The sequence below is a fragment of the Pseudomonas salicis genome (assembly GCF_057128705.1).
This window is the reverse complement of record NZ_JBSKHU010000010.1, coordinates 168,423-183,821: the sequence shown is the minus strand read 5'-3', so window position 1 is coordinate 183,821 and position 15,399 is coordinate 168,423. Positions and strand designations below refer to the sequence as shown.

The following is a 15,399-nucleotide window of genomic DNA, read 5'->3' as shown; positions in this document are numbered from 1 at the left end:
ATGTGCTGTACATCGATGGGACTGGTAGAATCGCCGCCGGTTCACATGAGGTTCTTCCATGCACGATTCTCACAGCGAGCGCATGAGTGGCAGCGAAACCCGCGCAGCGGGCGGTCTGGCGCTGGTGTTCGCGTTCCGTATGCTTGGCATGTTCATGGTGCTGCCGGTCCTGGCGACCTACGGTATGGACCTGGCAGGCGCAAGCCCGACGCTCATTGGTCTGGCGATTGGCGCATACGGCCTGACCCAGGCCGTACTGCAGATTCCATTCGGCATCATCTCCGACCGCATCGGCCGTCGCCCGGTGATTTATCTGGGGCTGGTGGTGTTTGCGCTCGGTAGCGTACTGGCTGCACAGTCCATGTCGATCTGGGGCGTTATCGCCGGGCGCGTTCTTCAAGGCGCGGGTGCTATCTCAGCCGCAGTCATGGCGCTGTTGTCCGATCTGACTCGTGAACAGCATCGCACGAAGGCGATGGCGATGATCGGGATGACGATTGGCGTGTCGTTCGCCATCGCGATGGTGGTCGGGCCGATCCTGACCAGTGCCTTTGGGCTTTCAGGTTTGTTCCTGGCGACAGGGGCCATGGCATTGATCGGTATCGTGATCGTCGCGTTTGTGGTGCCCAAATCCACCGTGACGCTGCAACACCGCGAATCTGGCCTCGCTCGTCAAGCCTTGGGCGCGACGCTCCGACATCCTGACTTGCTGCGCCTGGATTTGGGTATCTTCGCGTTGCACGCGATGCTCATGTCCAGTTTCGTCGCGTTGCCGCTGGCGTTGGTCGAAAAAGCGGGCTTGCCCAAAGAACAGCACTGGTGGGTCTACCTGACCGCGTTGCTCATTTCTTTCTTCGCGATGATCCCGTTCATCATCTACGGCGAGAAGAAGCGTCAGATGAAGCGTATCTTGCTCGGCGCGGTCTCCGTGCTGATGCTCACTGAACTATTCTTCTGGGAGTTCGGCAATACGCTTAGGGCGTTGGTCATCGGGACAGTGGTGTTTTTCACCGCATTTAATCTGCTGGAAGCGTCGCTGCCTTCTCTGATCAGCAAGGTCTCTCCGGCGGGCGGCAAAGGCACTGCGATGGGGATTTACTCCACCAGTCAGTTCCTCGGCTCGGCGGCGGGTGGCATCCTCGGCGGCTGGCTGTTTCAGCACGGTGGGTTGGGTGTGGTCTTCTTGGGAGGCGCAGCGCTGGCCGCCATTTGGCTCGCTTTTGCTGTTACCATGCGCGAGCCTCCGTACGTAACCAGCCTTCGCTTGCCGTTGTCGCCCGAGGCTCAACGCGACACAGGCCTTGCCGATCGCGTGTTGGCCGTACGTGGAGTAACAGATGCAGTAGTGGTAGCCGATGAGGCTGCCATCTATATCAAATTTGACAAAGAACTGTTGGATCGGGCGTCTTTCGACGAAGTGGTCAATCCAGCGTCGGAAACGGTTGAAGCCTAGGAGAACGTTATGGCCCGTGGGGTTAACAAAGTCATATTGGTCGGTACATGCGGCCAGGATCCCGAAGTTCGCTACTTGCCTAACGGTAACGCTGTGACCAACCTGAGTCTGGCCACCAGCGAGCAATGGACCGACAAGCAAACCGGTCAGAAAGTCGAAAAGACCGAATGGCACCGCGTTTCGATGTTCGGCAAGGTCGCAGAGATCGCCGGCGAGTACCTGCGTAAAGGTTCGCAGGTCTACATCGAAGGCAAACTGCAAACCCGCGAGTGGGAAAAAGACGGCATCAAGCGTTACACCACTGAAATCGTCGTGGACATGCAAGGCACCATGCAACTGCTCGGCGGCCGTCCACAGGGCGATGCTCAACAAGGTCAAGGCGGTGGTGGCTATCAGAATTCCGCACCTCGTCCACAACAATCGCGTCCACAGGCTGCTCCACCACAACAGCCACAGCGCGAATCGCGTCCAGCTCCGCAGCAAGCGCCACAACCGGCTCCTGACTTCGACAGCTTTGATGACGATATTCCGTTCTGATCCATCCGAATCAAACGCAATAACGCATTAGAACGAAAGCCCCCGTACAGCTCAGCTGTCGGGGGCTTTGTTGTTTCATCGGCGTTGGCGTTTACAGCCCCAGTTCTGTCAGCCCCGGATGGTCATCCGGACGGCGTCCCAGCGGCCACAAGAACTTGCGCTCGGATTCCTTGATTGGCATGTCGTTGATGCACGCGAAGCGGCGGTGCATCAGGCCGTCTTCGTTGAACTCCCAATTCTCGTTGCCGTAGGAGCGGAACCAGTTGCCGGAGTCGTCGTGCCACTCGTAGGCGTAACGCACGGCAATGCGGTTGTCGGTAAAAGCCCACAGCTCTTTGATCAAACGATAGTCCAGCTCCTTTTTCCATTTGCGGGTAAGGAAGGCCTTGGCCTCTTCGCGATTGGTCGCGAACTCGGCGCGGTTACGCCATTGGGTGTCGAGGGTGTAGGCCAACGAGACTTTTTCAGGATCGCGGCTGTTCCAGCCATCTTCGGCGAGGCGAATCTTTTGAATCGCCGATTCGCGGGTGAACGGGGGAAGCGGCGGGCGAGTTTGGGCAGTGGACATGGCAGAGCCTCCAGGCAAGTTGGATAGATCAGTGGGTGGAGCGTTCTCGAAGCTCAGGCCTCTTGGGGCAAGGCCTGTTTCAGCAACAGCTGCGCAACATCTCTTGCGCTGTCGGCGGCGCTGTAGTCGCCCATGACGCGGGCCATGGTGATGGCGCCTTCCATCAGTATCAGCAACTGCCGGGCGAGTGCTGACGGTTGCTCAATGTTCAGTTGCTCGGTCAGTTCTAGCGTGTAATCCAGCAATTTCTGTTTGTGCAGCTTGGCGATCAGGCGAATGGGGTCGTTTGGATCACCGATTTCCCCTGACGTATTTATGAACGCGCAGCCGTGAAACCCTTTCGATTCAAACCAGCCTTTGAGCACGTTGAACATGTTCAGGATGCGCGCCTGCGGGGTGTCCGCCTTGTCCGATTCGGTTCTGAACCACTGCATCCAGCGCACATCGCGGGCATTGAGCGCCGCGGCGGCGACCTCGTCTTTGGTCGCGAAATAACGGTAGATGCTTTTACGGGCGACGCCGGAAGTCTTCACCAGAAGATCCATGCCCATAGCGTGAATCCCGTTCTGATAGATGAGCTGCTCGGCGGTCGCGAGAATTTTGTCGCGTGTGTCGATGGTCGTCGTATTCATGGGATTTAAGGTAGAACGATCGTTCTCCATCGTCAAGTGCGTTTATGAAAAGGATGTTTTCCGTTGGTCGGGCGAAGCTCAAAGCGGATGAAGGTTGCCGACCGCGCCGAACTTGCGCGGCGAATTTCGATCAGTTTCTGTGGGCCTTGATTTCGCCGTCCCTCATGACCGAAGGAGTGACCTGCGTTTTGTCGAATTTCAAATCTGTCCTGCTGCTGTGTCTGACGATCTGTCTCGGCAGCCTCAACGCGCACGCAGCCAGTGCGCCTCCCACGAGCACCGCCCAGTCAACCGCGCCAGCTGATGCAGCACCCGCAGCCGAACCCCCTAAACCAGAGATTCTGGTGAAGGGCGGATTACTCGGCGTCATCAGCACCAGTATCGACAGCGTCCAGGACAAGCTGGACCTGGACGGCCATTTGCTCGACTCCTGGCGTTTGCGTGCCGACCGCGCGGCTGATGAACTGGGGGCGCTGGTCAACAAGCCGTCTTCCCGCTCGCCTTGGGCAATTGCGGGAGACTTCTTGATCCTGTCGGTGGTCTGGATCGGCGCATTCCTGATCTTGAACCGAATCGGCACGTTCATCGTCAATCGCGTGTCGCGGCATCGGCTGCTGACCCGGCGAGAGCGTGTGCAAGGCGTGCTGAGTTACGTGCTGCCCTTCACGATTCCGGCTCTGATCTCTCTACCGCTGACGCTTTACGTGAGTCATTTCATGCAACTGTCGATTGGCCGGGCGCTGGCGTTGTGTCTGGCGTATTCGACGAGCAGCGGCATTTTCTCCACGTCGGTGCTGATGTCGGTGATCGTGCTCTTCAACTCGGGGCACAAACGCCCGGCGGTTCGCATCATTCGTCACTACGCGCCGCATCCGCTGTTCATCATCGGGTTCTTCGCGGCTTTGAGTGACGCGCTGACCAGCCCACAGATCTCCCGCCAGATCGGTGGCAACGTTACGACCAGCGTCGCAGCGTTTACTGGGCTGATGGCGTCGATCATGTTTTGCATCGTGGTGATTCGCATGCGCCGCCCCGTGGCCCATCTGATCCGCAACCGTCCATTGAGTGCACGGCTGTCGCGACCGGCGTTGCAGCAAACGTTGAAGATTTTTTCGAGCCTATGGCACCTGCCTATTTTGCTGATGATTCTGGTCTCGGGCGTCAACCTGATCGGCGCAGGCGAGGACAGCCAGGAAGCCCTGCGTTGCGCCTTGCTCACGACCGTTTTGCTGATCGGCACGGTGTTTCTCAGCACATTGTTCCAACACATGTTCAAGCCTGCGGAGGAGCGCAGCTCAAGGGTTTACAAGGAGCGTTTGCTGAGCCTGTTGCACGCTGTGCTGCGCATTGCGCTGGCGATTGGGTTCATTGAATTGTTGGGCCGGATTTGGGGTTTTTCGCTGTTCGAATTCGCGCAACGGAATGCGCTGGGCAAAGTAATCAGTGATTCCCTCAGCAGCATCGGGCTGATCTTTCTGGTGACCTGGCTGCTGTGGGTGGTGATGGACACTGCAATTCAGGAAGCCCTCAAGCCGCCGACCAGCACGCGTTCGTCCCGTCAGCCAAGTACGCGGGTCAAGACGATCCTGCCGCTGCTGCGCAACGCGATCAAAATCATTCTGGTGGTGATCTGCACAATCACGACCATGGCCAACCTCGGGATCAACGTCGCGCCGCTGCTCGCGGGTGCCGGGGTGGTCGGTCTCGCCATCGGTTTCGGTTCGCAGCAATTGGTGCAGGACGTGATCACCGGTCTGTTCATCATCATCGAAGACACCATTTCCATCGGCGACTGGGTGGTGCTGGATTCCGGCCACGCGGGCACCGTGGAAAGTCTGACTATCCGCACGCTGCGTTTGCGCGACGGCAAGGGGTTCGTGCATTCGGTGCCGTTCGGTCAGATCAAGGCGGTGACCAACCAGTCTCGCCAGTTCGCTTACGCGTTCTTCTCGTTCCAGTTCACCTACGATTCGGATGTGGATTCTGCGACCTCGCTGATTCGCGAAGCCGGGCAGGCAATCACCGATGATTTCCTGCTGGCCAGCAAGCTGCAAGGGCCGCTGGAAGTGTTCGGGCTGGATCGCATGGACATGAACGGGATCGTGATCACGGCGCAGTTCCGCACGTCGTCGGGCGGGCAGTATGCGGTCAGTCGCGCATTCAACGACAAACTCAAGCGCCTTGTGGATAAGTCCACAGACGTGCGATTTGCGCAAACTTATCCACAACTGGTGATGAGCCCGCACAACGGCCAGTATTCGCAGATGGAGGACGGCGACGAGCAGCAAGCGTTGCCGGGCAAGACGACGATCGTTAACAAAGACGGGTCGCAGAGCCCGGTGTGACCGCGATTATCTAAACAACCGGTCCCGGACCTGCAACATCATCCCGGCGTCCAGTTCGCCCCAGTATTGCGGCTTGCCCGCCACGACCGCCGCGATGGGAACCCCGTCGCGGTAGACCAGCCGGTTGCCGACCACTGCCGCGACTTTCGGCCCTGGCAACAGCGTGCCCGCCAGGTTCAGCGGATCGACGCCGCTGACCCCGATCAAACTGCCATCCAATGGGCGTTTGCGGACCTCCCGCAGCAGGGGAATCGCTTCGGGCAGCGCGAATTGCTCGCCCGCCAACCCCGCAATGAAGCGGCCGCCTCGAATATCCCCTCGCGCCTCCAGCCGGTGAAACGTGCGCAGTAACTCCCGCCAGCTTGGCAGCCAATCGGCTTCACGCTCCAACAGGCGCCAGAACACCACGCCATAGCGGCGCAGCAGGGTCATGGCGATGTGTTCGAGGGTTTCGCTGTCCAACCGTTGCGAAGCGTTGGCGGGTGCCCGACGCAGCAAAGCCCATCGCCCGGCATCGTCCATCCCGCCGATGAACGCCCCGCGATGACGTCGACTGGTGTGCGCTGCGCGTTTGCTGGCTGGGGTAATCAGGGCGCGCAGCCCAGCGAAGCTGTCGGCGTTGACCAACCCTGCACCCACCAGTTCCTGGAGCGCGTTTTCCAGTTCGGTGCGCAGCAGATGGGCTTCGGTTGTGAGTTCATCGAAAAACATCGCGCCTTGGGTCGACAGCACTTCGTGAACCCGTTGCGCCCGCAGTGACAATTCGGTGGGCGCGGGTTGCTCGGTCAGGCCGCTCCACAGTCGAACCTGTGGGCGCGGCAGCAGCACAATCGGCGTGCTGCGCAACGCAGCGGCGCCGACCTTGTTGCGATTTGTCAGACGCATCCACACCACCTTGCCGGACCGGCACAAGTCATCCAGCCAGCTCTGGGAATAATCCTTCAGTCGTGCGGGAAGAATATCGCTGTCCCATGCGCCAGCCGCCGCTGAAAACCCTTCGAGTTGATCGACCACTTCCGGCAGCGCGGCTTTGCCCTGACTCTGAGTGGAGAGAGACAAATGCTGCCAGTCGAACAGAAAACGCATGAAATCCTGCAGCGACACCGGTTCGATTTCCCGGCGCAGGCGCTTGACCGTGTAGCGATGAATGCGCGACAGCAAATGCCGTTCGCACCACTGTTCGTCGCGGGCGCCGGGGCTGAAGCGACCGCGAAGGACATACCCTTCGTTTTCCAGCTGCGCCAGCGCCCGGGCGACGTCAGCTTCGGGCAGCGCGAGCGGTTCAGCGATGGCGGATAAGCTCATTGGGCCAAAACCACTGAGCCGTGCGCGAACGACCTCGACTTTCGCGTCGTCCTCATTCCACGGCTCGTCGAACCCTGTCAGCGCTGCTAATGGCGGGTGCATCTCTGCGGTGGGGTAAACCGTTTGCAGGCAGGTGAGGCGTTCCAACGCAATCCACAACGCTTGATCGGGCGTGACTTGCAAACGGGTGGCGCGACCCGAGCGAGCGAGGCTCTCCAGCCATTTCATCCAGTCTTTCTGATCCCGGGCTTCGGGGCCGCTGACACAGCCCAAGGTCATCAACGCTTCGTGCATTTCGTCGATGTTTTGCGGCTGCGGCCAGGCTTCTTCGGCCACCGCGGCGATGGCATCGGCGTCGAGCGCTCCCAGGTCATCGGCGGATTCCGGGTCGCTCCAGCGTCGATTCAGCACGGCTTGGGTGCGGCGCTCTTCAAGGGGCGCGTCGTCCAGAAAGGTGTAGGGCTTGGCGTTGAGAATTTCCGCCGCCAGCGGGGAGGGTGCAGGCAGGTCGCGGGCGATCAGGCGCACGTCGCCTGATTCCATGCGGCGGAGCAGATTCAGCCAGCCTTCGGCGTCCATGGCTTCGTGCAGGCAGTCGTCCAGCGTTTGCTCGACCAGTGGGTGCTCCGGGACGTCCCGTTCGCCGACGAGGTTTTCCAGGCAGGCGATCTGATCCGGAAACACCGTGGCGATGAGGTCTTCGCTCTTCATGCGTTGCAGTTGCGGCGCGACTTTTCGACCGCCCGCGTAACGAGGCAACGCCAGGGCCACTCCCGCATTCCAGCGCCAACGCACGCCGAACAACGGGGCATCGAGCACGGCCTGTACCAGGATGTGCTCGGCGCTGCTGGAATGCAGGTAGCGCCAGACTTCGTCGAGCGCAAAGCTGTGGCTGGTCGAGAGCGACAGCACGATGGCGTCTTCGCTGGCGGCGGCCTGCAATTCGAAGTTGAAGGTGCGGCAGAAACGCTTGCGCAGGGCCAGCCCCCACGCACGGTTCAGGCGGCTGCCGAACGGCGTGTGAATCACCAACTGAGTGCCGCCGGATTCGTCGAAGAAACGCTCCATTACCAGCGTGTCTTGCGACGGCAATGCGCCCAACGCCGCGTGCGCTCGCGCCAGGTACTCGACCAGTTGTTCGGCACTGTCCGCGCCGAGGCCCAACGTGTTCATCAGCCATTCGATGCATGGCCTGAGCTGGCCGGGGTGTTCGCTGAGCCGCTGATCGATGTCAGCCTGCAAGCGGGCCACGGCAAACGACAGCTCATCGCTGCGTCCCGGCGCTTCGCCCAGCCAGAACGGGATGTTCGGCGGCACCCCTTGCGCGTCCTCGACCCGCACGCGGCCGGACTCGATGCGCAGAATGCGATACGACGTGTTGCCCAGCTGGAAAATATCGCCCGCGATGCTCTCGACCGCGAAGTCCTCGTTGACCGTGCCGATGTTCAGCGCCTGGGGTTCGAGAATCACGCTGTAGTCGGCGTTGTCCGGAATCGTCCCGCCGTTGGTGACGGCCGTGAGCTTGCTGCCCCGTCGTCCGCGCAGGGTGTGGGTCACCGCGTCGCGATGCAGATACGCGGCCCGCACGCCCTGACGCCCGCTGTAGCCTTCGGCGAGCATGCTCAGCAGCGCTTGATAGTGCCGCTCATCGAGGTCGGCGTAGGGTGATGCCTTGCGAAACATCGCGAGCAGCGCCTGTTCATCCCATTCCTGGCAACTGACCTCGGCGATGATCTGCTGCGCCAGCACGTCCAGCGGCGCGCGGGGAATCTGCAAGGTGTCGAGTTCGCCGCGACGTACGCAATCCAGCAACGAAGCGCATTCGATCAGGTCGTCGCGAGAAATGGCGAACAGACGGCCTTTCGGCGTACCGCCCACGTGGTGACCGGAACGGCCAACCCGTTGCAGAAACGCCGCAATAGAGCGGGGCGAGCTGATCTGACACACCAGATCGACGTCGCCGATGTCGATACCCAACTCCAGCGAGGCCGTGGCGATCAGCACTTGCAAATCGCCGCGCTTGAGCCGTTGTTCAGCGTCCAGGCGCTGCTCTTTGGCGAGACTGCCGTGGTGCGCGGCCACGGCCTCTTTGCCAAGGCGCTCGCTCAAATGGCGAGCCATGCGTTCGGCCAGCCGCCGGGTGTTGACGAAAATCAGCGTGGTGCGGTGGTCGCGAGCGAGTTCGGCGAGGCGGTCATACACCAGTTGCCAGACGTCGTTGGCCATGACGGCGGTCAGCGGCACGGGCGGCACTTCAATTGCCAGGTCACGGGGGCGGGCGTGGCCGATATCGACAATGGCACACGGCCGACTGATCGGGTCGCTGCCCACCAGAAAACGCGACACGCGCTCGATGGGTTTTTGCGTGGCAGACAGCCCGATGCGCAGCAAGGGTTTTTCGCACAGCGCCTGCAAGCGCTCCAGGCTCAGCGCTAGATGGCTGCCGCGTTTGCTGGCGGCGATGGCGTGGATTTCATCGACGATCACCGTTTGCGTGTTCGACAGCATGCGGCGGCCCGAATCGGAACCCAGCAACACGTACAGCGATTCAGGTGTGGTCACCAAAATGTGCGGCGCGGTCTTGCGCATCGCGTTGCGTTCTTTTTGCTGCGTGTCCCCGGTGCGCACGGCGGTGCGGATGCGCAACTCTGGCAGCCCTTGCTGTTTGAGCTGTTCGGTGATGCCCGATAACGGGTTTTGCAGGTTTATCTGAATGTCGTTGGACAGGGCTTTCAGGGGCGAAACGTAGACCACGAAGGTCTGATCCGGCAGTTGGCCGCCCATGTCCAGCCCTTGATGCACCAGATCGTCGATCACCGCGAGAAAGGCAGTGAGCGTCTTGCCTGAACCGGTGGGCGCGGCGATCAGGGTCGATTGGCGCCGCTTGATCAGCGGCCACGCCTGCGCCTGCGCTGCGGTCACGGCGGGAAATGTCTGGCTGAACCACGCGCTGACCGCCGGGTGAAAGGCGTCGAGCACCGGATCGAGAGTCTGGGGAAGATTCATGCATGAATTTATGCGGGCGCAGGCGAGCAGATGCAAGGGCCGGTGATCGGTGAGGTCGGCGGAGCACGGGTTGGGACTTACCCGCCCAACGTGTTATGTTTGCGACCGTTTTTTCACCTATCTTCATAACTTGAATTCCAAGACTGAGCCTGCTGACTCTATGCGAATGCGCCTTATGCTGTTGGGCGGCGGGAATGCCCTTGGGCAGGCGTTGATTCGTCTGGGTGCCGAGGAAGACATTGGCTTCCTCGCACCGCGTCCACCGCAAGACGGTTGGGACGCGGCAAGCCTGACGCAACTGCTCGATGACACCCGCCCGGATGCCTTGATCAATCTTGCCTATTACTTCGACTGGTTTCAGGCGGAGAGCGTGAGTGCGGAGAGGCTGGACACCCAGGAACGCTCCGTCGAGCGTCTGGCTGAGCTGTGCCAACATCACAACATCGTGCTGGTTCAACCTTCCAGCTACCGGGTGTTCGATGGCTCGCGCGCGACCGCCTACAGCGAGAAAGACGAACCCGTGCCATTGGGCTCTCGTGGCCAGGCGCTGTGGCGGATCGAACAGAGCGTGCGCGCGACCTGCCCACAACATGTGCTGGTGCGTTTCGGCTGGTTGCTCGATGACAGCGCCGAGGGCGTGCTCGGGCGGTTTTTGAGCCGTGCTGAAACCCCTGATGAATTGCTGCTTGCCGATGATCGCCGTGGCAATCCGACGCCGGTCGATGACGCGGCGCGGGTGATCATTTCAGTGCTGAAACAGCTGGATTGCGCGGCACCGCTGTGGGGCACCTATCACTACGCCGGTCACGAGGCGACCACGCCGCTGGCGTTGGGGCAGGCGATTCTCACCGAAGCCCGGTTGATGAAGCCGCTGGCCATCGAAGCACCGACCGCCCAGGCCCACGCCGCCAGCCCGGATGCCGCCGAAGAGCCGCAGAACGCGGTGCTGGCGTGCAAGAAAATCCTTCACACCTTTGGTATCAAGCCCCGCGCATGGCGTGCCGGTTTGCCCAGCTTATTGGACCGCTACTACCGTCATGTCTGATGCTCCTGTCCTCATCACCGGCGGCGCCGGTTTCATCGGTTCGCACCTGGTCGATGCCCTGCTCGCCAAGGGTTACGCCGTGCGCGTGCTCGACGATTTGTCAGCCGGTAAACGCAGCAACCTGCCGCTGGACAACCCACGGGTCGAATTGATCGAGGGCGATGTCGCCGATGCCGCCCTGGTTGCGCGCGCGGCGATGGGGTGCCAAGCGGTTGCGCATCTGGCGGCCGTGGCGTCGGTGCAGGCGTCGGTGGACGATCCGGTCCGGACGCATCAGAGCAATTTCATCGGCACGTTGAACGTCTGTGAGGCCATGCGCCAGGCGGGCATCAAGCGTGTGGTGTTCGCGTCCAGCGCGGCGGTGTACGGCAACAACGGCGAAGGCGAGGCAATTACCGAAGACACGGCGAAAGCCCCGCTGACCCCTTACGCGTCCGATAAACTGGCCAGTGAGTATTACTTCGATTTCTATCGTCGCCAGCACGGTCTGGAGCCAGTGGTATTTCGCTTCTTCAACATCTTCGGGCCGCGTCAGGACCCGTCGTCGCCGTATTCGGGTGTGATCAGCATCTTCGCCGAGCGCGCCGTGAAGGGCCTGCCGATTTCAGTGTTTGGCGATGGCGAGCAGACCCGGGATTTTTTCTACGTCGAAGACTTGGTCGATCTTGTGGTGCAAGGGTTCGAATTGCCGGTGGTGGGCGAGGGCGCAGTCAACGTGGGCCTGAACGCAACGACGTCGCTGAACGAGCTGCTGGCGGCTTTCGGCGAAGTGGTAGGCAGTTTGCCGCCCGTGACCTATTTGCCTGCGCGCTCGGGGGACATCAAGCACTCCCGCGCTGACAATCAGCGTTTGCTCGAACGCTTCAAGGTGCTTGAGCCGACGCCGTTGAATGTCGGGCTGGCGCGGTTGTTGGGGCGCTGAATCGCAGGCAGCAAAAAGGCACCGATGAGGTGCCTTTTTTGTGCGCGACGCTTCAGGTCAGTGGGGCGTCAGAATTTGTAACCCACACCTACCATGTACACCCACGGGTCGATGTCCACGTCCACTTTGGTTTTGCCGACGCTCAGGGCCGATGGCCCGTCGACACTGGCTTTGGTGTCGATGTCGATGTACCAGACCGAAGCGTTCAGCATGATCTTGTCGGTCAGCATGTAGTCCATGCCGATCTGACCGGCCAGCCCGACCGAGTCCTTGAGTTTCAGGTTGCTGAAGCCCTGGTCCTTGCGATCACCGGCCAGGTCGGTGTCGAAGAATTTGGTGTAGTTCAGACCGACGCCGACGTAGGGCTGGAATTTCGACGACGCTTCCATCGGGTAGTACTGCAGCGACAGGGTGGGCGGCAGTTGCTTCACGTCTGCCAGCTTGCCGTCGAGGCCAGGGCCGAGGCCTTTCACGCCGATGGTGTGGCTGAACGGTGTCGCGGCCAGCAGTTCCAGACCGACATGATCGGTGAGCATGTAGGCGAACGTCAGGCCCAGTTGGGTCGAGTTGTCAGCGGTTGCCTTGGTGCCCGCGACCTTGGTGCCATCGAGCTTCAGGTTACCGCTGTCTTCGTTGGGCACCACCCGCGCCGCGCCCGCGCGCACGATGAAATCGCCCGCCTCATGGGCGTCGGCGACGACCGGGGTACACAGGGCGAGCGCAAGGACGGATGCGCCGAGCAGGGACTTGTTCATGGGGGCTCCAGAAGGGCATTGAAAAGGGATGCCCCCATGTTACGAACAGTACAGATTCGGATTTTTGATGCAGCTCAATGAAAAGTTGATCGATCGGACAATGGACGAATTTGTAGGAGCGTGGCTTGTCCCGCGATCGGCTGCAAAGCAGTCGCAGATTCTCCAAGCACGGTGCTTCAGGATTAACGCGTATTCAGGTTTTAGGACGACTCCGTCGTCCATCGCGGGACAAGCCACGCTCCTACACGCAGGGGGACAATCACTGATCCGGCAGCTCGTAGATCAGGATCTTGTCCGCTTCCATCTGGTACCCGGCATCGGCCAGTTCGCTGGTGGTAGATTTGACCTGCATCGGGCCTTCGATCCAATAGGGTTGGTACAGCTCGTCGACTTTCACGCCCAGTTCGCTGGTGACGTGGACGATCTGGTTCGGCGGCGGGGGCGGGACGTGGATGCAGGCGCCGAAATACGGCACCAGCAGAAACTCCGTCACGCGGCCTTCTTCACTCACTTCCAGCGGCACGATGTACCCTGGCAAGCGCACCATTTGCCCGTCGAGGGATTTCACCACCGGGGCGTGGGGCGCCAGTTGGTGCGCGGCGGGGGCGGATTCCATCGCCAGGGTGTCGGCCATCTTCGACAGGTCGTGGATCGGCGCCGTGACCAGTTTTACCGGTGGCGCATCGGCCGGGATCATCTCCTGCCACGTCAAAACCCGCAGGTCTTGCGCCCACGACGACGTGGCGACCAGCAACGACAACAACACCCACAACCTGCGCATCAGAACGTCCTCATAAGCGAATCGACAGACCGTCCGCCAGCGACTGGCGATAGGCGCGCCAGGCCGGCACGACGCCCATCAGCAGCGCAGCGCCAAGAATGCCGCCCAGCAGCGTCCATTCATACGCAGTCGGCAGCGACAGTGGCAAGTACAGACCGTAATTGGCCTGCACGTAACCCTGAGCCGACGCGATCCCGATGTACAGCAGCGCCAGACCGCTGACCGCCCCGGCGAAGGCCAGCGCAAAGGCTTCGAGGATCAACAGGCTCGCGACATGCCAGGGACGTGCCCCCACCGAACGCAGGATCGCCATCTCCCGACGGCGCTCGTTGAGGCTGGTGAGAATCGCGGTCAGCATGCCGATCAGACCGGTCAACACCACGAACAGCGAGATCATGAACAACGCCTTTTCAGCGGTGCCCATCAGGCTCCACAACTCCTGCAACGCTACGCCCGGCAAGATCGCCAGCATCGGCTCGCCACGGAAATCATTGATCTCCCGTTGCAACGCGAAGGTGGAAATCTTGCTGTTCAGCCCGAGCATGAACGCGGTGATGGCCGTGGGCGTGAGGTCCATGTTGCGTGCCTGATCCGCGCTGATCCGACCTGCTCCTTGAGCGGGCACGCCGTTGTGCCAGTCGATGTGGATCGCCTCCATGCCGCCAAGACTGATGTGCAGCGTACGGTCCACGGGCGTGCCGGTGCGCTTGAGAATCCCGACCACGGTGAACGGCTTGTCATCGTGTTTGACGAGGCTTACCACCGCCACGCCATGGGCCAGGACCAGCTTGTCGCCGAGCTTGTAATGCAGCGCATTGGCGACTTCGGCCCCCAGCACCACTTCGAACGGGTCGGTGGCGAACGGTCGGCCCTCGGCCATTTCCAGGTGCTGCTGGCGCCCGTACTGGTAATGCTCGAAATACGATTCGTTGGTGCCCATCACTCGATAGCCGCGATGGCTGTCGCCGAGGGAAATCGGGATCGCCCACTTCACCTGCTTGCTGTTGGCGAAGTGCTGGAAGCTGTCCCAGCGGATGTTGTTGGTGGCGTCACCGATGCGGAACACCGAATACAGCAGCAGGTTCACCGAGCCGGAACGTGCGCCGACGATCAGGTCTGTGCCGCTGATGGTGCTGGCGAAGCTGGCGCGGGCTTCGGTGCGCACCCGTTCCACGGCCAGCAGCAGGCAGACCGACAAGGCAATGGCGAAGGCCGTGAGAAACGCGGTGAAGCGGCGGTTGGCGAGACTGGCCAGCGCCAGGCGAAGAAGATACATCTCAAACCTCGGGAGCGACGGCGGCGTGGTTGAGTTCGGCCAGCGACAGGTTGCGGTCGAACAGCGGCGCCAGGCTCTGGTCATGGCTGACGAACAACAGGCTGGCACCCGCCTCGCGGCATTCGGCGAACAGCAGTTGAATGAACGCCTCGCGAGCGTCGGCGTCCAGCGCCGAGGTCGGCTCGTCGGCGATCACCAGCTCAGGTTGGCCAATCAAGGCCCGTGCGGCAGCGACCCGTTGTTGCTGGCCGATGGACAGCGAATCGGCACGACGTTCGAGCAGTTGCGGGTCTTTCAAGCCCAGGTGCGCGAGCAGCGTGGCGGCAGCTTTATCGACGCTGCCATGGCGTTGAGTTGCACGCTGGGCACGCAGCTTTGAAAAGTGGCAGGGCAGTTCGACGTTTTCCCGCACCGAGAGAAACGGCAGCAGGTTGAACTGCTGAAAAATGTAGCCGGTGTGATCGACACGAAAGCGGTCGCGGGCGCCTGCCGAAAGCTGCGTCAACTCCTGGCCGAGCAGGCGAATGCTGCCGCGATTGGGTTTCTGCACGCCGCCGAGCAGGCCGAGCAAGGTGGTCTTCCCGCTGCCGCTGGGGCCTTTGAGAAACAGCGTTTCGCCCGGTTCCAAGCGGAAGGCCGGGATGTCCAGCAGCGGCGCGTGTCCTGGCCAGGCGAAGCCCAGTTCGGACAGTTCAATAAGTGCTTGAGTCATGGCCTGAGTCACGTTGGAAAGTGAACGGCCGGGAAAACCCCGGTCGCAGGTGCAGGCGCAGG

Annotated in this window: 12 protein-coding genes; 5 read left to right on the top strand and 7 right to left on the bottom strand. The window is 61.3% G+C overall.

Annotated features, from left to right (window positions below; genetic code table 11):
• Window positions 1–58 precede the first annotated feature (58 nt).
• Window positions 59–1,453, top strand: a complete 1,395-nt coding sequence (locus ACWKWE_RS28680) for an MFS transporter (RefSeq protein ID WP_483852450.1) — start codon at window positions 59–61, stop codon at window positions 1,451–1,453.
• Between the two features lie 9 nt (window positions 1,454–1,462).
• Window positions 1,463–1,990 (top strand): single-stranded DNA-binding protein, encoded by a 528-nt coding sequence (ssb, locus tag ACWKWE_RS28675; protein WP_483852449.1) that lies wholly within the window; start codon window positions 1,463–1,465, stop codon window positions 1,988–1,990.
• Window positions 1,991–2,081: 91 nt separating this feature from the next.
• On the opposite strand, the gene ACWKWE_RS28670 is transcribed toward ssb, so the two are convergent.
• Window positions 2,082–2,558, bottom strand: coding sequence for a nuclear transport factor 2 family protein (locus tag ACWKWE_RS28670; protein WP_341961655.1), 477 nt, complete (start codon window positions 2,556–2,558; stop codon window positions 2,082–2,084).
• Between the two features lie 53 nt (window positions 2,559–2,611).
• Window positions 2,612–3,190 (bottom strand): TetR/AcrR family transcriptional regulator, encoded by a 579-nt coding sequence (locus tag ACWKWE_RS28665; RefSeq protein ID WP_483852452.1) that lies wholly within the window; start codon window positions 3,188–3,190, stop codon window positions 2,612–2,614.
• Window positions 3,191–3,378: 188 nt separating this feature from the next.
• On the opposite strand from ACWKWE_RS28665, the gene ACWKWE_RS28660 reads away from it, so the two are divergent.
• Entirely contained in the window at window positions 3,379–5,535 is a 2,157-nt protein-coding gene (locus ACWKWE_RS28660; protein WP_483852448.1) for a mechanosensitive ion channel family protein, read from the top strand.
• A gap of 6 nt (window positions 5,536–5,541) precedes the next feature.
• Here ACWKWE_RS28660 and ACWKWE_RS28655 read toward each other — a convergent pair whose 3' ends face one another.
• The gene (locus tag ACWKWE_RS28655; RefSeq protein ID WP_483852447.1) at window positions 5,542–9,846 is read right to left on the bottom strand and encodes a DEAD/DEAH box helicase; all 4,305 of its coding nucleotides are present in this window, start codon (window positions 9,844–9,846) and stop codon (window positions 5,542–5,544) included.
• 160 nt (window positions 9,847–10,006) lie between these two features.
• Between ACWKWE_RS28655 and ACWKWE_RS28650 the strand changes: the two genes are divergently transcribed.
• Window positions 10,007–10,891 (top strand): sugar nucleotide-binding protein, encoded by an 885-nt coding sequence (locus tag ACWKWE_RS28650; RefSeq protein WP_166597421.1) that lies wholly within the window; start codon window positions 10,007–10,009, stop codon window positions 10,889–10,891.
• On the top strand, window positions 10,884–11,813 hold the full coding sequence (locus tag ACWKWE_RS28645; protein ID WP_483852446.1) for an NAD-dependent epimerase/dehydratase family protein: 930 nt from the start codon (window positions 10,884–10,886) through the stop codon (window positions 11,811–11,813). Before ACWKWE_RS28650 ends, ACWKWE_RS28645 begins: the two co-directional genes overlap by 8 nt.
• A 68-nt stretch (window positions 11,814–11,881) precedes the next feature.
• On the opposite strand, the gene ACWKWE_RS28640 is transcribed toward ACWKWE_RS28645, so the two are convergent.
• The 4 genes from ACWKWE_RS28640 to ACWKWE_RS28625 all read right to left on the bottom strand — a co-directional run bounded on the left by ACWKWE_RS28640 (window position 11,882) and on the right by ACWKWE_RS28625 (window position 15,337).
• Window positions 11,882–12,568 carry an OmpW family outer membrane protein gene (locus ACWKWE_RS28640; protein WP_483852445.1) on the bottom strand — a complete coding sequence of 229 codons (687 nt, stop codon included), beginning with the start codon at window positions 12,566–12,568 and terminating at the stop codon, window positions 11,882–11,884.
• A gap of 259 nt (window positions 12,569–12,827) precedes the next feature.
• Complete coding sequence (locus ACWKWE_RS28635) at window positions 12,828–13,349, bottom strand: DUF3299 domain-containing protein (RefSeq protein WP_166597424.1); 522 nt, start codon at window positions 13,347–13,349, stop codon at window positions 12,828–12,830.
• Window positions 13,350–13,359: 10 nt separating this feature from the next.
• Entirely contained in the window at window positions 13,360–14,625 is a 1,266-nt protein-coding gene (locus ACWKWE_RS28630; protein ID WP_483852444.1) for an ABC transporter permease, read from the bottom strand.
• Between the two features lies 1 nt (window position 14,626).
• Window positions 14,627–15,337, bottom strand: coding sequence for an ABC transporter ATP-binding protein (locus tag ACWKWE_RS28625; protein ID WP_483852443.1), 711 nt, complete (start codon window positions 15,335–15,337; stop codon window positions 14,627–14,629).
• Window positions 15,338–15,399 lie beyond the last annotated feature (62 nt).